Consider the following 23,527-nt stretch of genomic DNA (forward strand, 5'->3'; position numbering starts at 1 on the left):
GCGTCCTCGATATGTCGCCCATCAGGCCGGGATCTTTGCCCGTCACCTGGTGCGGCTGGCCCGTAATCGACGGGTCGACGTCGCGTGGGTGCCCGGTGTTCATGCTGGGTCCGTGGGGCCAATGCGTAGTGGTAGGGGATCCTCGCGGATGTCCTTTGGTCTCGCGGGCCTACGTTCTTTGTACCGCGCGCCGGGGGGAAGCGGAACCCCGGCCTGCACTTCTTTACTTTCAGGTTCAAACAGGGTGAAACGGGCGCCGGTTCAGGCGGTGCCACGGCGCCGGTTCGTGTACCAGACGAGGCCGGCGGTCGCCGCTGCCGCGCCTATGGCCGCCGCGGCGACCAGCGTCGGGCGGGCCGGCACGGAGAACGCGGGCAGCCGTTTCTTCAGGCGGACCGGGTGCCGGAACTCCAGGATCGGCCAGCCGCGCGCGCATGCCTCGCGGCGCAGTGCGCGGTCCGGGTTCACCGCGTGCGGGTGCCCGACGGCCTGGAGCATCGGCAGGTCGGTCGCCGAGTCGCTGTAGGCGTAGCAGCGGTCGAGGTCGTAGCCCTCGGACGCGGCCAGCTCCCTGATGGCCTCGGCCTTCGTCGGGCCGTAGGCGTAGTACTCCACCTCTCCCGTGAAGCAGCCGTCCTCGCCGACGACCATCCGGGTGGCCACCACCCGGTCCGCGCCCAGCAGTTCCCCGACCGGCTCGACCACCTCGGCGCCCGAGGTGGACACGATCACCACGTCCCGGCCGGCCGCGTGGTGCTCCTCGATGAGCGAGGCGGCCTCGTCGTAGATGATCGGGTCGATCAGCTCGTGCAGGGTCTCGGCGACGATCTCCCGCACCTGCCGGACGTTCCAGCCGCGGCACAGCGCGGAGAGATACTCGCGCATGCGCTCCATCTGGTCGTGGTCCAGACCGCCGGCCAGGAAGACGAACTGGGCATATGCGGTACGCAGCGCGGCCCTGCGGTTGATCAGCCCGCCTTGGTAGAAGGACTTGCTGAAGGTGAGGGTGCTGGACTTCGCAATGACCGTCTTGTCCAGGTCAAAGAAGGCCGCCGCGCGGGGCAAGGAGTGGTTTTCCACGTCCCTGAGCATAGGCGCCCACCATTCGGCGTAAGGTGGGGCGCGTGGGTTTGCCTGAGAGGGCTCTCGGGTACACCATGGAAGTCACGGATCGTTCGCGACCGTGCTAACCCGGTCCGACTCCTCCCCCCCCGAGTCGGCCGTGGGGACGACCCCCGCTCTCCCCCCCGGCGGGGGTCGTCGCATGTCCGGATGGGTTTTCTCCCTCCGCTCCTTCCCCCACGCGGCCGTACGGCCGGCAGTCCGCCGCCGTGACCGCGGCGTTGCCATGCCCATGATCGGTTACCGACGGTAATCGTCGGGCTGCACTGTGGATATCACACACGCGCTGGCACGGGGGTCACCGGTATGGGTGACCGAGTTATTCACAGGGCCCGGGTTGTCCACAGTTATCGACCAAGATCCACATTATTTCGCGGATCACTGCACCGTGATTCCAGCGCACTCCGGCCGAGGCGAGTTCATGGCCGGGTCCCATTGCCGGAGCGCGTATGGCCGGTTCCTATCGGCCGTTCATATGGAGGCCGCTTGCCGGTTCTTCACATCTTCGGGAATCGCGTGGTCGCAGGGGCTGCGCGGCCCGCCCAGCGAAGGGGGAACACCCGTGACCGGAACCGTCACCCACGACCCGCCGCCCGGCCCCGCGGAGCGGCCCGGACGGCCGCTCATCGTCACCGAGGACGCCGTCCTCCTGGACGATCTGCTGCGCCTGTGCGCGGCGGCGGGAGCCACACCCGAGGTCCACCACGGCGTACCGGAATCCGGCGACGGCTGGGCGGCCGCCCCGCTGGTACTCGTCGGCGACGACGCCGCCCACCGGATGCGCGGCGTGGCGCGCCGGCCGGGGGTGGTGCTGGTGGGCCGCGACCAGGACGACCCGGGGGTGTGGAAACGAGCCGTCCAGATCGGCGCCGACCACGTCCTGATGCTCCCCGACGGCGAACCGTGGCTGGTCGACCGCATCGCCGACGTGGCCGAGGGCATCGGCCGCCCGGCCCTCACCGTCGGGGTGATCGGCGGTCGCGGCGGGGCCGGCGCGTCCACGCTCGCCTGCGCGCTCGCCGTCACCTCCGCGCGTGAGGGACTGCGCACCCTCCTCGTGGACGCCGATCCGCTGGGCGGCGGACTCGACGTACTCCTCGGCGGCGAGAGCGCCGAAGGGCTGCGCTGGCCCGCCTTCGCCGCCTCCCGGGGCCGGGTCGGCGGCGGCGCCCTGGAGGAGTCGCTGCCCGAGCTGCACTCCCTGCGCGTGCTCAGCTGGGACCGCGGCGACTGCGTCGCCGTCCCGCCTCCCGCGGTCCGCGCGGTGCTGGCAGCCGCCCGGCGGCGCGGCGGCACGGTCGTCGTGGACCTGCCCCGGCGCCTCGACGACGGGGTCGCGGAGGCCCTCGCCCAGCTCGACATGGCCCTGCTCGTCGTCCCGGCCGAGCTGCGGGCCGTCGCCGCCGCCGGCCGCGTCGCCTCCGCCGTCGGCATGGTCGTGCGGGACCTGCGGGTCGCGGTCCGCGGGCCGTACGCGCCCGGCCTCGACGACCAGGAGGTGGCCCGGCTGCTCGGCCTGCCCCTGGCCGGCGAGGTACCCGTCGAACCGGCGTTGCAGCGCCCGCGGGGCGGCACGAAACCGCCGGGCGCCACCGGGCGCGGACCGCTCGCCCGTTTCTGCGCGCACTTCTGGGAGCGCGCGCTGGTCGAGACGGGAGGTGTCCGATGACGCTGCCCGGACTCGACCGGGCCGACGGCGCGGCCCTGCTCGACGGCGTCCGCCGCCGGCTCGCCGAGAGCGGCGCCGAACCCACCCCCGCGCGTGTGGCCCAGGCCCTGCGCGAACAGGGCCGGGTGCTCGGCGACGCGGAAGTCCTCGGCGCGGCCGCGCACCTGCGGTCCGAACTCGTCGGCACCGGCCCCCTGGAACCCCTGCTCGCCGACCCGGACGTCACCGACGTCCTGGTCTCCGCCCCGGACCGGGTCTGGGTCGACCGCGGCGGCGGCCTGGAGCTGACCCCGGTGACCTTCCCCGACGCGGCGGCCGTACGGCGTCTCGCGCAGCGGCTGGCCGCCGTGGCCGGACGCCGGCTGGATGACGCCCGGCCCTGGGCGGACGCCCGGCTGCCGGACGGCACCCGGCTGCACGCGGTGCTTCCCCCGGTCGCCGTCGGCTGCACCTGCCTCGCCCTGCGGGTGGTACGGCCGCGGGCCTTCACCCTCGGCGAGCTCGTCGCGGCCGGCACCGTGCCACCGGGCGGTGACCGGATCCTGCGGGCGCTGCTCGAGGCCCGGCTGTCCTTCCTCGTCAGCGGGGGCACCGGGTCCGGCAAGACGACCCTGCTCAGCGCCCTGCTCGGGCTCGTCGGACCCGGCGAGCGGATCGTGCTCGCCGAGGACTCGGCCGAGCTGAGGCCGGACCACCCGCACGTCGTCCGGCTGGAGACCCGGCCCGCCAACCAGGAGGGCGCCGGCCTGGTCACCCTGGAGGACCTGGTACGGCAGGCGCTGCGGATGCGGCCGGACCGGCTGGTCGTCGGCGAGGTACGCGGCCCCGAGGTGGTGCATCTGCTCGCGGCCCTCAACACCGGGCACGAAGGCGGCTGTTGCACCGTTCACGCCAACGCGGCGGCGGATGTACCGGCCCGGCTGGAGGCGCTGGCCACGGCCGCCGGGCTGGACCGTGCCGCCCTCCACAGCCAGTTGGCGGCGGCCCTCTCCGTGGTCGTGCACCTCGTACGGGACCGGTCCGGGCGGCGCCGGATCGCCGAGGTGCACGTGCTGGAACGGGACACCACGGGGCTGGTCCGGACGGTACCGGCCCTGCGCTGGGGCGAGCGGGCGTTCGTGCGGGAGCGGGGGTGGGGGCGGTTGCGGCAACTCGTGGGGGACGCGGGGGAGCTGGAGGGTGAGTGAGCGGGGGCGCGGGGTCGCGCCGGGCCGGCTCGTTCGGCGGACCAGCGGTGGTCAGCCGGTGAGGTTCGGCGGCTCGGTGCGTGTGGTGGTCGGTGGCGGATCAGCGCGGTACGGCCGATCGATGCCTTCGGCGGCCAGTGGCGCGTCGGTGAGGTTCGGCGGGTGGGCCCAGGCCGACGGTGAGGAGAGGGGTGAGGAGAGGGGTGACGGAAGTGATGGGTGAGACCTCCATGGTGGCCGCTCTGGTCTGTCTCGGCGCGTTGGTGTGGCTGCTGGGCGGGCGGCACTACGGGACGCGGCGGGCGCGGCTGCTGCTGGCCGACGCCGGGGTGGTGACGACGGGACCGCCGGTCTGGGAGGAGTTCCGCGCGGAACTGCGGCGGCGGCGCGGCCGATGGGGCGCCGAGTGGTGGGTGCTGGTCGCCGGTCTGGGGATCGCCCTGCTGGGTGCCTCGGTGATCCCGGTGGTCGCGGGGGCCGCCGGTGTCCCCGTGGTGCGCCGGACGAGGCAGGCCCGGCAGGCCCGGCGTACCCGGGAGCGGCGGGCCGACGCGGTGATCGACCTGTGCGGTGGGCTCGCCGGGGAGGTACGGGCGGGACGGCAGCCGGGGGAGGCGCTCTTGCGGGCCGCGCGGGACTCCGGAGGGCTGGGCGAGGCACAGGCCGCCGTGGTGGCCGCGGCACGGTTCGGCGGGGATGTGCCCGGCGCGCTCGCCGTGGCGGCTCGGCAGCCGGGGGCGGAGGGCCTGCTCGGGCTCGCCGCGTGCTGGCGGGTGGCCGTGGACCAGGGCGCCGGGCTCGCCACCGGCCTGGACCGGCTGGACGCGGCCCTGCGCGCGGAGCGGGACCAGCGATCCGACGTGAACGCCCAGTTGGCGGGCGCCCGGGCCACCGCGGTGTTGCTCGCCGCACTGCCCGCCCTCGGGCTGCTCCTCGGCACGGCCATGGGCGCCGATCCCCTGCGGGTGCTGCTGCACAGCGGCGCGGGCCTCGGCTGCCTGACGGCAGGCGCGGTGTTCGAGACGGCCGGGCTGTGGTGGGCGATGCGGATCGTGCGGGGGGCGGAGGCCGTGTGAGGTGCGCCGTGCGTGTTTGGCGAACCGTGCGGGTGGCCGGGGGACCGGTGGCCGAGTGGCCGAGTGGCCGAGTGATCGGGTGACCGAGTGAGTGATTGCCGAATGGCCGAGTGGCCGAGTGGCGGGGAAGGGGCGTGCGGGGTGAGTGGGGAAACCATCCACAGGCTGGGGACGGCGGTGGTCGTTGCGCTGGTCCTCGGCTGGGGTGTCCGGTGGCTGGAACTGGCGCGGCGGCGGCACCGGGCGCGGCGCCGGGTGGCCGAACTGCTGGGCTTCGATGTCCCCGAGCGGACAGGTCGGCTGACGATTTCGGACATCGTTCGGCGGCGGTGGGTGTCGACGGCCGGTGCGGCGTGCGGTGTGTGGGTGCTGGTCGGCGGGATCACCGGTGTGGCACTGGGGCTGGGTGTGGGCGCGGTGCTGTGGCGGTGGCGGGGTCGTCAGACGGCGGCGGTGCGGCAGGAGGCGGTCGATACGGCCGGGGCCGCGCGCCAGCTTCCGCTCGCCGCCGATCTGCTGGCCGCCTGTATCGCGGCCGGTGCCGGCCCGGTGATCGCCGCCCAGGCGGTGGGGGAGGCCCTTGGCGGACCCGTCGGGCAGGCCCTGGCGCGGGGCGCGGCGGAGGTCCGGCTCGGTGGCGGACCGGCGGACGCCTGGCGGAGCTTGGCGGCGCTGCCCGGTGCCGGTGCGCTGGCGCGGCTGCTGGAGCGGGCCGACGAGTCCGGGTTGCCCGCGGCCGGCCCGGTCGCCCGGCTCGCGTCGGACGCGCGTGCGGAGTGGGCGCGGGCGGCGACGGCCCGGGCACGCCGGGCGGGCGTACTGATCTCCGCGCCGGTCGGCCTGTGCTTCCTGCCCGCGTTCATCGCGGTCGGTGTGCTGCCGGTCGTGATCGGGCTGGCGGGCGGGGTGATGGGAGGGAGGTGAGGCGACGAGCGCAATGAGAGCGGACCTGCACGCAGACGTCGGGTGAGCGCGAGGCACGGTGACAGAGGACGAGCGGCGACAGAGGACGAGCGGCGACAGACACGCACGACGACAGACACGCACGACGACAGACGACCACGAGCCACAAGACCAGGAATCTCACGGGGGTTGAAATGTTCGAGAAGATCAGGAAAGCGGCGGTCCGGGTGCGCGGGGCCTGCCGTCAGGACGGCGGAATGGTGACGTCCGAGTACGCCATGGGGATCATCGCGGCCGTCGGTTTCGCGTTGCTGCTCTACAAGGTCGTCACCAGCGGCCAGGTCCAGGCGGAGCTGCAGGCCATCGTGAAGAAGGCCCTCAGTGCGCGGATGTGAGCGAGGTGGGGACCGTGGGTTCGTGACCGCGGAGGCGGCCGTGGTGCTGTCCGTGCTGGTGGCGTTCACGATGGCGCTGGTCTGGGGGCTGCTCGTGGTGGCGGCGCAGATCGAGTGCGTGGACGCGGCCCGCGCGGGCGCCCGGGCCGCCGCCCGGCAGGATCCGGCCGAGGCGGTGGTGACGGTGACCAGGGACGCGGCGCCGAGGGGAGCGCGGGTGACCGTCGCCCGGGAGGGCGACCATGTCCGGGTGACGGTGGCGGCCAAGCCGCCGGTGCTGAGCGGTCTGCCGTTCGAGGTCCGGGAGGAGGCCGTGGCCCTCGCCGAGGACACGGTGGGACCGAGGGAGGCGGGGCCATGAGGCGCCGGCGTGGGCCGACCGACGGACGAGCGCGTACCGAGCGCACCGACGGACGACGGGAGGCGCGGTCCTACGGACGGCGGGAGGCGCGGTGCGGTGGGCCCGCTCAGCCGGATCGGCTGTCCGGTTCCGACCGCGGATCGGCCACCGTCTGGAGCCTGGGGGCGATCGCCGTGCTGTGCGTGGTGTTCGGCGCCGTGCTGGCTCTCGGGCAGGCCGTCGTCGTACGGCACCGGGCGGCCGGTGGCGCCGACCTGGCCGCGCTCGCGGCGGCGAACCACTGGGCGGAGGGCGGCCCGACGGCCTGCGCGCGGGCCGGGCGGCTGGCGGCGGCGCAGGGAGTACGGCTGGTGCGGTGCGCGATCGTGGGCGACACGTCCGAGGTGACGGCGGCCGCGGGAAGGGGGCCGTTCACGGCGGAGGTCGGGGCGAGAGCGGGACCGGCGGGCCCGGTACCGCCCGGGGTGCCGGACGGGTCCTCGGTTTCCGGCGTCCAGCCGGCCCCTTCGCCTACTCTCCCCGCGGTTCCGCCGCACCCGCACCCGCCTCCTCCGGCGCCCCCCGCAGCAGCGCCGTGAGCAGGCGTACCGCGCCCCTCTTGTGCAGGGGGTCGTTGCCGTTGCCGCACTTGGGGGACTGGATGCAGGACGGGCAGCCGGCCTCGCACTCGCAGGAGGCGATGGCCTCGCGGGTGGCGGTGAGCCAGGCACGGGCGGTGTGGAAGGCGCGCTCGGCGAATCCGGCGCCGCCGGGGTGGCCGTCGTAGACGAAGACCGTGGGCAGGAGGGTGTCGGGGTGCAGGGGCACGGACACGCCGCCGATGTCCCAGCGGTCGCAGGTCGCGAAGAGGGGCAGCATGCCGATGGAGGCGTGCTCGGCGGCGTGCAGGGAGCCGCCGAGGATCTCCGGGGTGATCCGGGCCTCGTCCAGCTGGTCCTCGGTGACCGTCCACCACACCGCGCGTGTGCGCAGCGTACGAGGAGGGAGGTCGAGTTTCGTCTCGCCCAGCACTTCGCCGGTGATGAGGCGCCGGCGCAGGTAGGAGACCACCTGGTTGGTGACCTCCACCGAGCCGTAGCACAGGCGGCCGGCGCCCCACGGGATCTCGGTGTCCGTCTCCAGGATGGAGATGGACGTGGTGTCGCGGGCGACCGTCGAGTACGGCGGGTCCGCCTGCTCGACCAGGGCGACGGAGTCCTCCAGGTCCAGGGAGCGCACCAGGTAGGTGCGGCCCTGGTGCAGGTGGACGGCGCCTTCGTGGACCGTGGAGTGCGCGGCGCTCGCGTCGACCGTGCCGAGCAGACGGCCCGTGGTGGCCTCGACGACCTGCACCGGACGGCCGCCGGCACCGCGGATGTCGGTGAGGTCGGCGGCCCGCTCCCGGCGGGTCCAGTGCCAGGCCTTGGTGCGCCGGCGCAGCAGCTTGGCGGCCTCCAGCTGCGGCAGCACGTCCGCGCAGGCCGGGCCGAAGAGGTCCAGGTCCTCCTCGGTCAGCGGCAGCTCCGCGGCGGCGGCGCACAGGTGCGGGGCGAGGACGTAGGGGTTGTCGGGATCGAGGACCGTCGATTCCACCGGCTGGTCGAACAGGGCCTCGGGGTGATGGACGAGGAAGGTGTCCAGCGGGTCGTCGCGGGCGACGAGGACCGCGAGGGCGCCCTGGCCGGAGCGGCCCGCGCGGCCGGCCTGCTGCCACAGGGAGGCACGGGTGCCCGGGTAGCCGGAGATCACCACGGCGTCCAGACCGGAGACGTCCACGCCCAGCTCCAGGGCGGTCGTGGCGGCGAGGCCGAGGAGTTCCCCGGAGTGCAGGGCGCGTTCCAGGGCGCGGCGCTCCTCGGGGAGGTAGCCGCCGCGGTAGGCCGCGACACGCCGGGCCAGGGAGCGGTCGACCTCGGCGAGCCTCTCCTGGGCGATCACCGAGATCAGCTCGGCGCCGCGCCGGGAGCGCACGAAGGCGACCGAGCGCACGCCCTGCACGGTGAGGTCGGTGAGCAGGTCGGCGGTCTCGGCGGTGGCGGTGCGCCGAACGGGTGCGCCTCTCTCGCCCCTCAGTTCGGTGAGCGGCGGCTCCCAGAGGGCGAACACCAGCTCTCCGCGCGGGGAGGCGTCGTCGGCGACCTCGACGACCGGCAGGCCGGTCAGCCGCCGGGCGGCGACCGCGGGTTCGGCGGCGGTCGCCGAGGCCAGCAGGAACACGGGGGAGGAGCCGTAGCGGGCGCACAGGCGGCGCAGCCGGCGCAGCACCTGGGCGACGTGCGAGCCGAAGACACCCCGGTAGGTGTGGCACTCGTCGATGACGACGTACCTGAGCGACTTCAGGAAGGAGGACCAGCGCGGGTGGGAGGGGAGTATCCCGCGGTGCAGCATGTCCGGGTTGGTGAGGACGTAGTTGGCGTACTGGCGGATCCACTCCCGTTCCTCGAACGGGGTGTCGCCGTCGTACACGGCCGGCCGTACCGCGGTGCCGAGGGGTTGTGAAAGTTCCTTCACCGACCGGCACTGGTCCGCCGCGAGCGCCTTGGTGGGGGACAGGTACAGAGCGGTGGCACCACGGCCGTTCGGGGCCTCCGCGCCGTCCAGGAGGGTGGACAGGACGGGCACGAGGTAGGCGAGGGACTTGCCGGAGGCGGTGCCGGTGGCGACGACCACCGAGTCGCCGTCCAGGGCGTGCTCGGCGGCCAGCGCCTGGTGCGCCCAGGGGTGCTCGATGCCGCACTCCTGGACGGCCGCGATCACCTCGGGCCGAATCCGGTCAGGCCAGACGGCATGGCGGCCCGCACGCGGGGGCAAGTGCTCCGTATGAGTGATGCGCGCAGCCCGGCTCGGCCCGGAGGCGAGCCGGTCCAGGACCGCGCCCGGAGACGGGCGGGAGGCCGGGCGGGCCTGGGTTCGATCGGATCGGTGATTCTTGGCCATCGGCACCGAGTGTGTCACTGGCGTGACGGACAATGGAGCCAAGGCGTCGTGCACGCCTGCCGGTAAGTGATCGAATGCCATCGCGGCTGGCGAAACGTCCCGGGGGCCGCAAGCGAGGTGCCCAAGGGGCGACCGCTCGATAGCAAGGTGCTGGAGGATCCGTGGACCTGTCCCTGTCGACCCGTACCGTCGGCGATCGTACGGTCGTCGAGGTCGGTGGCGAAATCGACGTATATACCGCGCCCAAGCTGCGCGAGCAGCTGGTCGAGTTGGTGAACGACGGGAATTTCCACCTCGTCGTCGACATGGAAGGCGTGGACTTCCTCGACTCCACCGGGCTCGGCGTGCTGGTCGGCGGCCTGAAGAGGGTTCGTGCCCACGAGGGCTCGCTGCGTCTGGTCTGCAACCAGGAGCGCATTCTGAAGATCTTCCGCATCACCGGCCTCACCAAGGTGTTCCCGATTCACACCACGGTCGAGGAAGCGGTGGCGGCCACCGACTGATCGGCGACTGACCGATCCCGGACCGCTCGCCGGCACCGGGCTCCTGCCGGGGCCCGGTCGCCGGCCGGTCCCGTCCTGGGCAGCTGCCGACGCGGCGGCCCGGGACACAGATGTATGTACACCGGGGGGTGTGGGCGCTCGGCGGCCCCGCCCCCGACCGCACGCCCGTAGTCGCGAGGGGGATGCATGGCCACCGTCGAACTCCGCTTCAGCGCGCTGCCCGAGCACGTCAGGACCGCCCGGCTGGTGGCGGCAGCGGTGGCGCGCAGGGCCGGAGTGGACGAGGCCGTCCTGGACGAGGTGCGGCTCGCCGTGGGCGAGGCCTGCTCCCGCGCTGTCGGACTCCACCAGAACAGCGGCGTCACGGCACCGGTGAAGGTGGCGCTGATCGAAGAGGAGAAACAGTTCTCCATCGAGGTCGGCGACGAGGCGCCGCATGCCGCCCCGGGCGGCGACACGCCCGGCGCCGGGCAGGAGGCCGAGGCGGAGGTCGAAGAGGACGAGATGGGCCTCGCGGTCATCAGCGGTCTCGTCGACGACGTGGAGGTCAGCACCGGGCAGAACGGGGGCCTGATCCGCATGACCTGGCCGACCGCGCCGCCGGCCGCCGCGCTCGCCTGAACCTCCGCCCGCCCGACCCGCTCGCCTGATCCCGCCGGCCTGATGTCGGGCGCCGGATTGCACCCGCCTGGTCGGCCGACCGGTCACACCTGACCCGTCTCACCCGACTGGCCGTAGCCGCCACAACCACCCGACAAGCGCACAGGGGCCCTGCCGAGCAGGGCCCCTGCCGCGTTTTCCTGGCACTATGGAATTCGTGAACGAATTCACGATCAAAACCGTGGTAATTTGATCAAGTGCTCGGGTGGCCGACAATGGCTTTGGGGCATTACATCGTTCTGGTCCGCTGTATGTACACGCAGGCCAATTCCGTTTACCGTCACCGTCACCTGTTTAGATCACACGGCGGTACCTACAATCCGTCCACATCTTGAGCTCAGCCCAAGCGTCAAGGAGGACGAATGGCGGGGCTTTCCATTCCTCAGTCGGGTCACCCCACGTCCCTCGCGGCCGCGGTCCTGACCGACGACAACCGGATCATCGTGGCCGTCATCGCGGCGGTCGCCCTGGCTGCGCTGGTGGTCGCGGGAATCCTGGTCCGCCAGGTGCTGGCGGCCGGCGAGGGCACCGACAGCATGCAGAAGATCGCCGAGGCGGTCCAGGAAGGCGCCAAGGCGTATCTCGCCCGGCAGTTGCGCACGCTCGGCGTATTCGCCGTCGTCGTCTTCTTCCTGCTCATGCTGCTGCCCGCGGACGACTGGAATCAGCGGGCCGGTCGCTCGGTGTTCTTCCTGATCGGAGCGGCGTTCTCGGCAGCCACCGGCTATATCGGCATGTGGCTCGCCGTACGCAGCAATGTGCGGGTCGCCGCGGCGGCCCGGGAAGCGACCCCGGCGCAAGGCGAGCCGGAAAAGGATCTCACCACCGTCTCCCACAAGGCGATGAAGATCGCATTTCGCACGGGCGGTGTCGTCGGCATGTTCACGGTGGGGCTCGGCCTGCTGGGCGCCTCCTGTGTGGTGCTGGTGTACGCGGCCGACGCGCCGAAGGTACTGGAGGGCTTCGGCCTCGGTGCCGCCCTGATCGCGATGTTCATGCGGGTGGGCGGCGGCATCTTCACCAAGGCCGCCGACGTCGGCGCCGACCTGGTCGGCAAGGTCGAACAGGGCATCCCGGAGGACGACCCGCGCAATGCCGCGACCATCGCCGACAACGTGGGCGACAACGTCGGCGACTGCGCGGGCATGGCGGCGGACCTGTTCGAGTCGTACGCCGTGACCCTGGTGGCCGCGCTGATCCTCGGCAAGGCCGCCTTCGGCGACTCGGGGCTGGCGTTCCCGCTGCTGGTGCCCGCCATCGGGGTGATCACGGCGATGATCGGCATCTTCGCCGTCGCCCCCCGCCGGGCCGACCGCAGTGGCATGTCCGCGATCAACCGCGGCTTCTTCATCTCCGCGGTGATCTCGCTGGCGCTGGTCGCGATCGCCGTCTTCGTCTACCTGCCGTCGAAGTACTCCGCCCTCGACGGCGTCACCGACGCGGCGATCAAGGGCAAGGACGGCGATCCGCGCATCCTCGCGCTGGTCGCGGTGGCCATCGGCATCCTGCTCGCCGCCGTCATCCAGCAGCTGACCGGCTACTTCACCGAAACCAGCCGCCGTCCGGTGCGGGACATCGGCAAGACCTCCCTCACCGGCCCGGCCACCGTCGTCCTCTCCGGCATCTCGGTGGGCCTGGAGTCCGCCGTCTACACCGCGCTGCTCATCGGGCTCGGGGTGTACGGCGCGTTCCTGCTCGGCGGTACGTCGATCATGCTGGCGCTGTTCGCGGTCGCGCTGGCCGGCACGGGCCTGCTCACCACGGTCGGCGTGATCGTCGCCATGGACACCTTCGGGCCGGTCTCCGACAACGCGCAGGGCATCGCCGAGATGTCCGGCGACGTCGAGGGGGCGGGCGCGCAGGTGCTCACCAACCTGGACGCGGTCGGCAACACGACCAAGGCCATCACCAAGGGCATCGCCATCGCCACCGCCGTCCTCGCCGCGTCGGCGCTGTTCGGGTCGTACCGCGACGCGATCACCACCAACGTGCAGGACGTCGGCGCGAAGCTCACCGGGCCGGGGTCGCCGCTCAGCCTGTCCCTGGACATCTCGCAGCCCAACAACCTCGTCGGCCTCATCGCGGGCGCCGCGGTCGTCTTCCTCTTCTCCGGCCTGGCCATCAACGCGGTGTCGCGTTCGGCGGGTTCGGTGGTGTTCGAGGTGCGGCGGCAGTTCCGCGAGAAGCCCGGGATCATGGACTTCAGCGAGAAGCCCGAGTACGGCAAGGTCGTCGACATCTGCACCAAGGACGCCCTGCGGGAGCTGGCCACGCCCGGTCTGCTCGCCGTCATGGCGCCGATCTTCATCGGGTTCACGCTCGGGGTCGGCGCGCTCGGCTCCTACCTCGCCGGCGCGATCGGCGCGGGCACGCTGATGGCGGTGTTCCTCGCCAACTCCGGCGGCGCGTGGGACAACGCCAAGAAGCTCGTCGAGGACGGCCACCACGGCGGCAAGGGCAGCGAGGCCCACGCGGCCACGGTGATCGGGGACACGGTCGGCGACCCGTTCAAGGACACCGCCGGACCCGCGATCAACCCGCTGCTGAAGGTCATGAACCTGGTCTCGCTGCTCATCGCACCGGCAGTGATCAAGTTCTCCTACGGCGACGACAAGAACCTCGGCGTGCGGATCGGGATCGCCATCCTCGCGCTGCTGGTGATCGTCGTTTCCGTCTACATCTCCAAGCGGCGCGGGATCGCCGTCGGGGACGACGACAGCGCCGGTCGGGTCGCCAACCCGCCGGACGCCGCGGTGGTTTCGTAGACGGGCGGCTCCCGACCGGGCCGAGACGGCAAGGCCCTGCTCGAACGGGTGGGCGGGCGGCGTGTACTGACGCCGCCCGCCCACCCGTCGTCTGTGGGCTCGCCCACGCCGTGAGCCTTCTCTCCCATGGCGCGAAAGATCACAAAACCCGACTTATGCCTCCCCCGGCGAGGGGAGTGAGTGCGTCCGCCGTGTAGATTCCGGGGGCCGAGAGCCATGGAAGGGACCAATCCGGTGAACAAGAAGCTCGCGGCCGCACTGTCCGGCGGTGCGGTACTGATGGTGGCGGTGTCCGGGTGCAGCGACGGCGGTGACAAGGGGCCCGACCCCAAGCTGGTGTCCTGGGCCAAGACGGTCTGCGACGCGGTGCCCGCGCAGGACGCGAAGATCAGGTCGGCCAACGCTTCCATCGCGGCCATCGCCACGGACACCAACCTCCCGCCCAAGGACGCCCAGAAGACGTACGCGGCCGCCTTCCAGGACATGGCCGAGGGCTACAAGGCGCTCGCCGACGCCCTCGACAGCGCCGGAGCGCCCCCCGGCATCGACGGCGGCGCCAAGCTCCAGCAGGACGCGGCCAAGAACCTCGCCGGCCTCTCCACGTCGTACGCCGACCTGAAGAAGAAGGTCGACGGGCTCAACACCAAGGACCAGGGCAAGTTCGCCAAGGGCCTGAAGGAGGTCGCCCTGCAGACCAAGGAGGTCGGCAAGCAGAGCGACAGCGGCACGCAGGCGCTGAAGCGGCTGGAGAGCGGCGACGTCAAGGCGGCGATGGCCGAGCAGCCCAGCTGCAAGGTCGCCGCGTCCGGCTCCGCACAGCCGACGGCGTCGACGACGGCCGGCTGACGCCGGGACGGCCGGCTCGCGGCTGCGGTGCGCGGCGGACACCGGTGAGTGGCCGGCTGCCGCCGGAGGGTTCTTGACGCAGGTCAGGGACGGCCCTTTGACGTCGGCGGCAACAGGCTGGCGTCGGCGGCAACCGGCTGAGAAGTCGGCCCGCGCAGCCGTTCCCGCGTGGGCCCACGCGGCCCGTCAGGAGCCGGCCCGCGCAGCCGCCGCCGGTCGGCCCCGCGCGGGCGTCGCGGGCCACAATGGGGGCGTGACTGACTCCGGACCCGCTCCCCTGCCCGTTTCCGACCGGCCCGACATCGCCGCGCGCCTGAGGGACGCCCTGCTGGCCGCCTCCTTCACCGCCGACGGGCTGCTCGACCTGCTCGGCGCGCCCGCGTACGCGGCGCTGGCCCGCAGCGAGACCGTGCCCGCTCTCCGGGCCACCCGTGGCGACACGCCGCTGGAGACGCTCGTGCGGCTGTTCCTGCTCCAGCAACCGGTGCCCCACGCGCGCGTGGCGGCCGTGCTGCCGGTCGAGGAGGCGGTGGAGGCCGGGTGGCTCCGGCGCGTCGGCGGGGACGAGGTGGCCGCGACCGTGGACGTACGGCCGTACGGCGGCCCCGGGGGCGAGGACTGGTTCATCGTCTCCGACCTCGGCTGCGCGGTCGGCGGGGCCGGCGGCATCGGACAGCGCGACGAGGGCGTCGTCCTGGGCGTCGGCGGCGCCTCGACGACCCTCGCCGGCATCACCGTCCGCACCCCCGTCGCCGCCGCACTGGACCTCGGAACCGGGTCCGGGATCCAGGCGCTGCACGCCGCACAGCACGCCACGCGCGTGACGGCGACCGACCTCAACCCGCGCGCGCTGCACATCACGGCGCTCACGCTGGCGCTCTCCGGGGCGCCCGCGGCCGACCTGCGCGAGGGCTCGCTGTTCGAACCGGTCCGGGACGACGAGACGTTCGACCTGATCGTCTCCAACCCGCCGTTCGTGATCTCCCCGCGCGCCCGGCTGACGTACCGGGACGGCGGCATGGGCGGGGACGATCTGTGCCGCTCGCTCGTTCAGGGAGCGGGGGAACGGCTGAACGAGGGCGGGTTCGCGCAGTTCCTCGCGAACTGGCAGCACGTGGCGGGGGAGGACTGGCAGGACAGACTCAGGTCGTGGGTGCCGCGCGGGTGCGACGCCTGGATCGTGCAGCGCGAGGTGCAGGACGTCACGCAGTACGCCGAGCTGTGGCTGAGGGACGCCGGTGACCACCGCGGGGACCCGGCGGAGTACCAGGCGCGCTACGACGCCTGGCTCGACGAGTTCGAGGCGCGCAAGGTCAGGGCGGTCGGCTTCGGCTGGATCACCCTGCGCAGGACAGGATCCGCCGAGCCCGTCGTCACCGTGGAGGAGTGGCCGCACCCGGTCGAACAGCCGCTCGGGGAGACGATCCGGGCGCACTTCGAGCGGCTCGACTACCTCCGTGAGCACGACGACGCGGCGCTGCTGGACAGCCATTTCAAGCTCGTCCCCGAGGTGGTCCAGGAGCAGGTCGGGCTGCCCGGCGCCGAGGACCCGGAGCACGTGGTGCTGCGCCAGCACCGCGGGATGCGCCGGGCGACGAAGGTGGACACGGTCGGTGCCGGGTTCGCGGGGGTGTGCGACGGCACGCTGAGCGCGGGCCGCATCCTGGACGCCATCGCGCAGCTCGTCGGCGAGGACCCGGTGGTGCTCCGCGACCGTACGCCCGCGCAGATCCGGCTGCTCGTGGAGCAGGGCTTCCTGGAGCCGGCGGGCTGAGCGGGCGCGGGCGGTCCGGGAAGGCCCTGCTCCGGGCGGTGCAGGCGTCGGGGGGGGGCGCCCTGCCCCGGGCGGTGCCGAGGCGTCTGGTGGGGCGCCCGGTGAGAGGCCGGGCGAGGAGCGGTGCCGGTCAGGTGCCGTACGCCGGGTGCCGGTGCCGTCGTAGGCGCCGGGTGCCCGTGCGGTCGTAGCTACGGTCGGATCATCTTCCGATCGCGGCGCGCCCATCGTCGTATGCCGGGGGCACGGGCCCGGAGGGGTTGCCGGTCGGGGGCGGCGCCGAGCCGCTTTTCCGAAAACGGCCGGAAAAATATCCGCACCGGGTTCGCGGCCCCCTCATTCGAGCGTGCGTTCGAATGGTCGCAGGTCTTCCGTTCACCGCGATGTCGCCCGCCCGCCTCCCGGGCGTGCCACCCTCCCGGCGCTGGGCACAGCCGATGGCAGGGAAGGGGCGCTCGGGCGATGGAGAGCGGACCGGCGATCTTCGCGGGAGTGGTGTTCGCCCTGTTCGGGGCCGGTCTGCTGGCGTGGACCGGCACCCGTCTGCGACGCCGGGAACCGGTGGCCCTCGGTGTGAGTCGGGTCGCATCCGCCGCCGTCGCGAGCCTGGCCGGAACGCTCGCGCTGAGCCTCGCCGTGTACTGCCTGACCCGGCTCTGAGACGGGTCGCCGCCCTGCCCGGCGGGTAAGGGGAGCGTCACGCTCCGGACATGATCGCGAGGGTGACCGGGCACTCCGGGCGGCAGGAATGGCGGTAGTCGGGTTACCGTTCGAGTGGCCGTTGTGGGCTTTTCCCGTTTGACACGGGGGCGGGATGTAGCGTCACACTCCGCAGCGTCACACGTGCCAGCAGTACGCCGCGACCCCGGGAACAAGGCCTGGGGAGGCCCCAGCGTCGACCGGAGAGAAGAGCGAAGTTGTCCCCGACCAGCGAGACCGCACAGGGCGGCCGCCGACTCGTCATCGTCGAGTCGCCTGCCAAGGCGAAGACGATCAAGGGCTACCTCGGCCCCGGATACGTCGTCGAAGCGAGCGTCGGGCACATCCGCGACCTTCCCAACGGCGCCGCCGAGGTGCCCGAGAAGTACACCGGCGAGGTCCGGCGCCTCGGTGTGGACGTCGACCATGACTTCCAGCCGATCTATGTCATCAATGCTGACAAGAAGGCCCAGGTCAAGAAGCTCAAGGACCTGCTGAAGGACTCCGACGAGCTGTTCCTCGCGACGGACGAGGACCGGGAGGGCGAGGCGATCGCCTGGCACCTCCAGGAGGTCCTGAAGCCGAAGATCCCGGTCAAGCGCATGGTGTTCCACGAGATCACCAAGGACGCGATCCGCGCGGCCGTCGCCAACCCGCGCCAGCTCAACCAGAAGCTGGTCGACGCCCAGGAGACCCGCCGCATCCTCGACCGCCTCTACGGCTACGAGGTCTCCCCGGTGCTGTGGAAGAAGGTCATGCCCCGGCTGTCGGCCGGCCGCGTGCAGTCCGTCGCCACCCGACTCGTCGTGGAGCGGGAACGCGAGCGCATCGCTTTTCGTTCCGCCGAGTACTGGGACCTGACGGGCACCTTCGCGACCGGCCGCGCGGGAGATCCGTCGGACCCGTCGTCGCTGGTCGCCCGCCTGCAGACCGTCGACGGCCGGCGGGTCGCGCAGGGCCGCGACTTCGACTCCCTGGGACAGCTCAAGAGCGAGAACACCCTCCACCTCGACGAGGCGACCGCCCGCGCCCTCGCCGCCGCCCTGGAGGACACCCGCTTCTCCGTGCGGTCCGTCGAGTCCAAGCCGTACCGCCGCTCGCCGTACGCCCCGTTCCGTACGACGACGCTGCAGCAGGAGGCCAGCCGCAAGCTGGGCTTCGGCGCGAAGGCGACCATGCAGATCGCCCAGAAGCTGTACGAGAACGGCTACATCACGTACATGCGTACGGACTCCACGACCCTGAGCGACACGGCGGTCTCCGCCGCCCGCGCCCAGGTCACGCAGCTGTACGGCGCCGACTACCTGCCGCCGCAGCCGCGCACCTACGCCGCCAAGGTCAAGAACGCCCAGGAGGCGCACGAGGCGATCCGCCCGTCGGGTGATCGTTTCCGCACGCCCGCGGAGACCGGCCTGACCGGCGACCAGTTCAAGCTGTACGAGCTGATCTGGAAGCGGACGGTCGCCTCCCAGATGAAGGACGCGACCGGTAACAGCGTGACCGTGAAGATCGGCGGCACCGCCGCCGACGGCCGGAACGTCGAGTTCAGCGCCTCCGGCAAGACGATCACCTTCCACGGCTTCCTGAAGGCCTACGTCGAGGGTGCCGACGACCCGAACGCCGAGCTGGACGACCGCGAGCGCCGGCTGCCGCAGGTCGCCGAGGGCGACGCGCTGTCCGCCGAGGAGATCACGGTCGACGGCCACGCCACCAAGCCCCCGGCCCGCTACACCGAGGCCTCCCTGGTCAAGGAGCTGGAAGAGCGGGAGATCGGCCGCCCGTCGACGTACGCGTCGATCATCGGCACGATCCTGGACCGCGGCTACGTCTTCAAGAAGGGCACGGCCCTGGTGCCGTCGTTCCTGTCGTTCGCCGTGGTGAACCTCCTGGAGAAGCACTTCGGACGGCTCGTCGACTACGACTTCACCGCCCGGATGGAGGACGACCTCGACCGCATCGCGGCGGGTGAGGCCAAGGCCGTGCCGTGGCTGAAGCGCTTCTACTTCGGCGAGGGGACGGCCACGGGCGGCGCGGCCGACGCCGGCAACGGCGACGGCGACCACCTCGGCGGCCTCAAGGAGCTGGTGACCGACCTGGGCGCGATCGACGCGCGCGAGGTGTCGTCGTTCCCGGTCGGCAACGACATCGTGCTCCGCGTCGGCCGTTACGGCCCGTACATCGAGCGCGGCGAGAAGGACACCGAGCAGCACCAGCGCGCCGACATCCCGGACGACCTGGCACCGGACGAGCTGACCGTCGAGCTGGCGGAGGAGCTGCTGGCCAAGCCCAGCGGCGACTTCGAGCTGGGCACCGACCCGGCCACCGGCCACACGATCGTCGCCAAGGCCGGCCGCTACGGCCCGTACGTCACCGAGGTGCTCCCCGAGGGCACCCCGAAGACCGGCAAGAACGCGGTCAAGCCGCGCACTGCCTCGCTGTTCAAGTCCATGTCGCTCGACACGGTGACGCTGGACGACGCGCTGAGGCTGATGTCGCTGCCGCGTGTCGTCGGCACCGACGCGGACGGCCAGGAGATCACCGCGCAGAACGGCCGCTACGGCCCGTACCTGAAGAAGGGCACGGACTCGCGCTCGCTGCAGTCCGAGGACCAGCTCTTCACGATCACGCTGGAAGAGGCGCAGGCGATCTACGCCCAGCCGAAGCAGCGGGGCCGGGCGGCCGCCAAGCCGCCGCTGAAGGAACTGGGCGAGGACCCGGTCTCCGGCAAGCCGGTCGTGGTCAAGGACGGCCGCTTCGGCCCGTACGTCACCGACGGCGAGACCAACGCGACGCTGCGCTCCGGCGACAGCGTCGAAGCGATCACTCCTGAGCGTGGTTTCGAGCTGCTCGCCGAGAAGCGCGCGAAGGCGCCCGCCAAGAAGACCGCGAAGAAGGCGGCGGCCAAGAAGACCGCCCCGGCGAAGAAGACCGCCGCCAAGAAGACGGCCGCGAAGAAGACCACGGCCGCCGCGAAGAAGACGACCGCCAAGACGACCACCGCCAAGAAGGCGACGGCGTCCAGGGCGACGGCTTCCGGCGCGGAGGACTGACACGCCGTCGGGTCACCGACGTGACGTCGCGTCACTGACACGCCGTCGCGACGGGCGGTCGCCCCCCGGTGCGCACGACGGACGCCCCGGCACCTCCCGGTGCCGGGGCGCGCGCATGCCCGGACACGCGAGGTGTGGTGTCAGCGGCTGCGGATAGGCTGAACGCATGACGCGAGCCGAGCAGCCGACGGCCCACCCCACAGCACCGGACGACGCCCTGGTCGCGGACTCCCGCGAGCGAGCCGTCCGCTCCCTGCTGCGCCGACCGCAGCTGAGGCGCCTGTGGAGCGCGCAGCTGGTGAGCGGTGTCGGCGACACCCTGTCCCTCCTCGTCCTCGTCCTCCTGGTCCTCCAGTCGGCGATCGCCGAGGGGGCCTTCGGCGGCGGCTACCGAGGCGTGGCGTTCGCGGTGGCGACGGTGTTCGCCGCGCGCGTCGTCGCCGCGGTGCTCTTCGGGGCCGTCCTCCTCGGCCCGCTGGCCTCCCTCACCGCCCCGGAGGGCCCGCTCGACCGCCGCTGGACCATGGTCGGCGCCGACGGCCTGCGCGCGGCGCTGCTGATCGTCGCCCCCCTGTGGATCGACTGGACGCCGGACAACGCGCTTGCCGTCCTGCTCGTCACCGCCTTCGTCACCGGCGTCGCCGAGCGGCTGTGGACCGTCTGCCGGGAGAGCGCCGCTCCGGCCCTGCTGCCGGCTCCGCCGCCGGAGGGCGCGACGGTACGGCCGCTGCCGGACCACCTGGACGCCCTGCGCCGCCTGTCGCTGCGGACGACCTTCCTGGCGGTGCCGCTGGCCGCCGCCGCCCTGGTCGTCGCCGCCCTGCTGAACAACCTGCTGGGCACCGGCGTGGCCTGGTTCGACCAGCACCAGGCGGCCCTCGCGTCGTACGTGGCGGCGGGCCTGTTCGCGGCCTCGCTTGCCGTGCTGACCTACCTGGAGCTGCCCGGCACGCGCACCCCGCGCGCGCGGTCCCCGCTGGAGGGGCTGCGCCGCCCGCGCACCGGCACCGGCGTCGACAAGGGCCGCACGGGCGCCATCCCGCTGCTCGTCCCGGCCTGCGCCGGGGTCGCCGGCGCCATCGCGGCGGCCGTCTCGGTGTGCGTGCTGCACGCCAAGGACCTGGGCGGCGGCCCCGTGCTGTACGGCCTGCTCGTGCTGGGCCTGACCGGCGGTGTCGCCCTCGGCATCCGCACCGCCCCCACACTGCTGCCCTCGCTCTCCCGCCGCCGTCTGCTGGCCCTGGCCATCGCCGTCACGGGCATCGCGCTGCTGGCCGCCGGGCTGGTCCCGGACGTCACCACGGTCCTGCTGATCGTCACGCTCGCCGGCGTCGGCGCGGGCGTGGCCGCCAACACCGGGCACACCCTGCTCGACCAGGAGACCGAGGACTCCCGCCGGGCGCGCACCACCGAGCACCTGCACGCCATGGTCCGCGTCTTCATAGCGCTCGGTGCCCTGATCGCGCCCCTGATCGCGGCCCTGATCGGCCCGCACCGGCTGGAGAACGGCAGGTTCGTCTTCGCGCACGGCGGTGCGGCCTTCACCCTCATGCTGGTCGGCGCGCTGCTGCTGCCGGTGGCCGCGCTGGTGCTCGCCAAGGTCGACGACCGCTCCGGCGTGCCGCTGCGGCAGGACCTCAGGGACGCCCTGCTGGGCGGCGACGACCCGGACACGGCCCCGGCGGCCAACGGCTTCTTCATCGCCCTCGAGGGCGGCGACGGCGCGGGCAAGTCCACCCAGGCCGAGGCGCTCGCCGAGTGGATCCGCGCCAAGGGTCACGAGGTGGTGCTCACCCGCGAGCCCGGCGCCACCCCGGTGGGCAAGCGGCTGCGCTCGATCCTGCTGGACGTGTCGTCGGCGGGCCTGTCCCACCGCGCGGAGGCGCTGCTGTACGCCGCCGACCGCGCCGAGCACGTCGACACCGTCGTACGACCCGCCCTGGAGCGGGGCGCGGTGGTGATCACCGACCGCTACATCGACTCCTCGGTCGCCTACCAGGGCGCCGGCCGCGACCTGTCCCCGACCGAGATCGCCCGCATCAACCGCTGGGCCACCAACGGACTCGTCCCGCACCTGACCGTGCTGCTGGACGTCTCCCCGGAGACCGCCCGCGAGCGGTTCACCGAGGCACCGGACCGGCTGGAGTCGGAGCCCGCGGAGTTCCACGCGCGCGTGCGGGCCGGTTTCCTCACGCTGGCCGCCTCCGACCCCGGGCGGTACCTGGTCGTGGACGCCGGGCAGGAGCCCGAGGCCGTGACCACCGTGATCCGGCACCGGCTGGATGTGGTGCTGCCGCTGTCCGAGGCCGAGATCAAGGCCCAGGAGGAGGCCCGCAGGAAGGCCGAGGAGGAGGCCCGCCGCAAGGCCGAGGAAGAGGCCGCCCGCAAGGCCGAGGAGGAGCGCCTGGAGCGCGAGCGCCAGGAGCAGCTGGCCAAGTTGCGCGCCGAGGAGGAGGAGCGCAAGCGGCGCGAGCTGGAGGAGGCGCAGCGGCGCGAGGCCGAACGCCAGGCGGAGGAGGCCCGGCAGCGGGCCGAGGAGGCCCGCCGGCGCGCGGAGGAGGAGCGGCAGCGGCTGCTCGCCGAGGAGAAGGCGCGCGCCGAGGAGGAGGCCCGCCGCCAGGCCGAGGAGGAGCGGCGCCGCAAGCAGGCCGAGGAGGAGGCCCGCCGGCGTGCCGAGGAAGAGGCCCGGCAGGCACGGCTGCGCGCCGAGGAGGAAGCCCGGCGTCTGGAGGCCCAGCGCAAGGCCGAGGAGGCGCTGCTGCGGGCCGAAGAGGCCCGCCTGCGGGCCGCCGAGGCCGCGGCGGCGGCCGACGCGGCGGCCCGCAGGCCCAGCACGCCTCCGCCGGCGGCACCGCGGGTGGTCCCGGACGCGGCCACGGTGCCGACGCCGGCGGTGCCGGCGGAAGCGGCCGCGCGCGGCACGGACACACGGGGCACGGACACGCGGGGCACGGACGAGGAAACGACGGTGCTGCGCCCGGTGCGTGAGGATCGTGACGCCCGCGACTTCCGTGACTCCCGCGACGTTCGCGACTCCCGTAAGGGTTGGGGGGTCCACTCCGACTCCGAGGTGACCGCAGAGCTGCCGCAACCGCCGGCGGCCACCGGGCCGGCCGACGAGACCGCGGTGCTGCCGCGGGTGCCGTCGGCTGCGGCGGAGGAGACGGCCGAGCTGCCGGCGGTGGCTCCGGGCGCGGTGGACGACACCGCGGTGCTGCCGCCCGTACGGGACGACGCGCCGTCGGACCGGGTGCCGCCCGGTTTCTTCCGGGACGAGCGGTCCGCCGCGGGCCCCGACGGCTCCGAGCCGCGCACGCGCGAGATGCCGCAGCTCGGCGCCGACGGCACGCCCCGCCGCCGACCGCGCCCCGACTGGGCCGAGGAGACCCCGCTGGACGACCTGCCCACACTGGCCGACGAACTGCTGGGTTCCTACGACGAGGGGCAGCAGTACGCGGACCAGGGCGACGGCGAGGAACAGGGCCGCAAGGGCCGCGGTCGCGGGCGCCGCGGCTGAGCCGTGCGCCGGTGAGGGCCGGGCCCCGGGGCGTCGGTAAGGGCTGGTCTGCGGGCGCTGGTGTGAGCCGGTCTCCGGGCGTTG

At 73.1% G+C, this 23,527-nt stretch carries 17 protein-coding genes; 15 read left to right on the plus strand and 2 right to left on the minus strand.

Annotated features, from left to right (window positions below; all coding sequences use genetic code 11):
- Window positions 1–261 precede the first annotated feature (261 nt).
- The gene (locus AB0947_RS11925; protein ID WP_366750209.1) at window positions 262–1,092 is read right to left on the minus strand and encodes an HAD-IB family hydrolase; all 831 of its coding nucleotides are present in this window, start codon (window positions 1,090–1,092) and stop codon (window positions 262–264) included.
- 592 nt (window positions 1,093–1,684) lie between these two features.
- Between AB0947_RS11925 and ssd the strand changes: the two genes are divergently transcribed.
- The 7 genes from ssd to AB0947_RS11960 all read left to right on the plus strand — a co-directional run bounded on the left by ssd (window position 1,685) and on the right by AB0947_RS11960 (window position 7,291).
- On the plus strand, window positions 1,685–2,791 hold the full coding sequence (ssd, locus tag AB0947_RS11930) for a septum site-determining protein Ssd (protein ID WP_366750210.1): 1,107 nt from the start codon (window positions 1,685–1,687) through the stop codon (window positions 2,789–2,791).
- Window positions 2,788–3,978: a TadA family conjugal transfer-associated ATPase gene (locus AB0947_RS11935; RefSeq protein WP_366750211.1), complete on the plus strand. Its 1,191-nt coding sequence runs from the start codon at window positions 2,788–2,790 to the stop codon at window positions 3,976–3,978. Before ssd ends, AB0947_RS11935 begins: the two co-directional genes overlap by 4 nt.
- A gap of 215 nt (window positions 3,979–4,193) precedes the next feature.
- A complete protein-coding gene (locus AB0947_RS11940) occupies window positions 4,194–5,054 on the plus strand; it encodes a type II secretion system F family protein (RefSeq protein WP_366750307.1) in 861 nt (286 codons plus the stop codon).
- 141 nt (window positions 5,055–5,195) lie between these two features.
- A complete protein-coding gene (locus AB0947_RS11945; RefSeq protein WP_366750212.1) occupies window positions 5,196–5,978 on the plus strand; it encodes a type II secretion system F family protein in 783 nt (260 codons plus the stop codon).
- Between the two features lie 173 nt (window positions 5,979–6,151).
- Window positions 6,152–6,352 (plus strand): DUF4244 domain-containing protein, encoded by a 201-nt coding sequence (locus tag AB0947_RS11950; RefSeq protein ID WP_078611786.1) that lies wholly within the window; start codon window positions 6,152–6,154, stop codon window positions 6,350–6,352.
- Window positions 6,353–6,374: 22 nt separating this feature from the next.
- Complete coding sequence (locus tag AB0947_RS11955) at window positions 6,375–6,713, plus strand: TadE family type IV pilus minor pilin (protein WP_366750213.1); 339 nt, start codon at window positions 6,375–6,377, stop codon at window positions 6,711–6,713.
- A gap of 119 nt (window positions 6,714–6,832) precedes the next feature.
- Window positions 6,833–7,291: an Rv3654c family TadE-like protein gene (locus tag AB0947_RS11960; RefSeq protein WP_366750308.1), complete on the plus strand. Its 459-nt coding sequence runs from the start codon at window positions 6,833–6,835 to the stop codon at window positions 7,289–7,291.
- Here AB0947_RS11960 and AB0947_RS11965 read toward each other — a convergent pair.
- Window positions 7,224–9,710: a DEAD/DEAH box helicase gene (locus tag AB0947_RS11965; protein WP_366750214.1), complete on the minus strand. Its 2,487-nt coding sequence runs from the start codon at window positions 9,708–9,710 to the stop codon at window positions 7,224–7,226. The genes AB0947_RS11960 and AB0947_RS11965 overlap by 68 nt on opposite strands.
- A gap of 80 nt (window positions 9,711–9,790) precedes the next feature.
- Between AB0947_RS11965 and bldG the strand changes: the two genes are divergently transcribed.
- From bldG to tmk, 8 genes are all read left to right on the plus strand, one after another.
- Entirely contained in the window at window positions 9,791–10,132 is a 342-nt protein-coding gene (bldG, locus tag AB0947_RS11970) for an anti-sigma factor antagonist BldG (RefSeq protein ID WP_014674042.1), read from the plus strand.
- Window positions 10,133–10,318: 186 nt separating this feature from the next.
- The gene (locus AB0947_RS11975) at window positions 10,319–10,753 is read left to right on the plus strand and encodes an ATP-binding protein (RefSeq protein WP_366750215.1); all 435 of its coding nucleotides are present in this window, start codon (window positions 10,319–10,321) and stop codon (window positions 10,751–10,753) included.
- Between the two features lie 401 nt (window positions 10,754–11,154).
- A complete protein-coding gene (locus tag AB0947_RS11980; protein ID WP_366750216.1) occupies window positions 11,155–13,557 on the plus strand; it encodes a sodium-translocating pyrophosphatase in 2,403 nt (800 codons plus the stop codon).
- 216 nt (window positions 13,558–13,773) lie between these two features.
- Window positions 13,774–14,403 carry a small secreted protein gene (locus AB0947_RS11985; protein ID WP_366750217.1) on the plus strand — a complete coding sequence of 210 codons (630 nt, stop codon included), beginning with the start codon at window positions 13,774–13,776 and terminating at the stop codon, window positions 14,401–14,403.
- A 253-nt stretch (window positions 14,404–14,656) separates the two neighbouring features.
- On the plus strand, window positions 14,657–16,177 hold the full coding sequence (locus tag AB0947_RS11990) for a class I SAM-dependent methyltransferase (protein ID WP_366750218.1): 1,521 nt from the start codon (window positions 14,657–14,659) through the stop codon (window positions 16,175–16,177).
- A gap of 462 nt (window positions 16,178–16,639) precedes the next feature.
- Window positions 16,640–16,837: a hypothetical protein gene (locus AB0947_RS11995; protein ID WP_366750219.1), complete on the plus strand. Its 198-nt coding sequence runs from the start codon at window positions 16,640–16,642 to the stop codon at window positions 16,835–16,837.
- Between the two features lie 257 nt (window positions 16,838–17,094).
- The gene (gene topA / locus AB0947_RS12000; protein WP_366750220.1) at window positions 17,095–19,926 is read left to right on the plus strand and encodes a type I DNA topoisomerase; all 2,832 of its coding nucleotides are present in this window, start codon (window positions 17,095–17,097) and stop codon (window positions 19,924–19,926) included.
- 166 nt (window positions 19,927–20,092) lie between these two features.
- Window positions 20,093–23,443, plus strand: coding sequence for a dTMP kinase (gene tmk, locus AB0947_RS12005; protein WP_366750221.1), 3,351 nt, complete (start codon window positions 20,093–20,095; stop codon window positions 23,441–23,443).
- Window positions 23,444–23,527 lie beyond the last annotated feature (84 nt).

Source organism: Streptomyces sp. NPDC047841, from assembly GCF_040704085.1.
Lineage (GTDB): Bacteria > Actinomycetota > Actinomycetes > Streptomycetales > Streptomycetaceae > Streptomyces > Streptomyces argyrophylli.

Excerpts from the sequence above, each read along its gene's own strand:
- AB0947_RS11925 (WP_366750209.1), bottom strand. The coding sequence starts at position 1,092 with ATGCTCAGGGACGTGGAAAACCACTCCTTGCCCCGCGCGGCGGCCTTC.
- tmk (WP_366750221.1), top strand. The coding sequence starts at position 20,093 with ATGACGCGAGCCGAGCAGCCGACGGCCCACCCCACAGCACCGGACGAC.
- AB0947_RS11940 (WP_366750307.1), top strand. The coding sequence starts at position 4,194 with ATGGGTGAGACCTCCATGGTGGCCGCTCTGGTCTGTCTCGGCGCGTTG.
- AB0947_RS11975 (WP_366750215.1), top strand. The coding sequence starts at position 10,319 with ATGGCCACCGTCGAACTCCGCTTCAGCGCGCTGCCCGAGCACGTCAGG.
- AB0947_RS11985 (WP_366750217.1), top strand. The coding sequence starts at position 13,774 with ATGGAAGGGACCAATCCGGTGAACAAGAAGCTCGCGGCCGCACTGTCC.
- AB0947_RS11965 (WP_366750214.1), bottom strand. The coding sequence starts at position 9,710 with ATGGCATTCGATCACTTACCGGCAGGCGTGCACGACGCCTTGGCTCCA.
- AB0947_RS11950 (WP_078611786.1), top strand. The coding sequence starts at position 6,152 with ATGTTCGAGAAGATCAGGAAAGCGGCGGTCCGGGTGCGCGGGGCCTGC.
- AB0947_RS11980 (WP_366750216.1), top strand. The coding sequence starts at position 11,155 with ATGGCGGGGCTTTCCATTCCTCAGTCGGGTCACCCCACGTCCCTCGCG.
- AB0947_RS11935 (WP_366750211.1), top strand. The coding sequence starts at position 2,788 with ATGACGCTGCCCGGACTCGACCGGGCCGACGGCGCGGCCCTGCTCGAC.
- AB0947_RS11995 (WP_366750219.1), top strand. The coding sequence starts at position 16,640 with ATGGAGAGCGGACCGGCGATCTTCGCGGGAGTGGTGTTCGCCCTGTTC.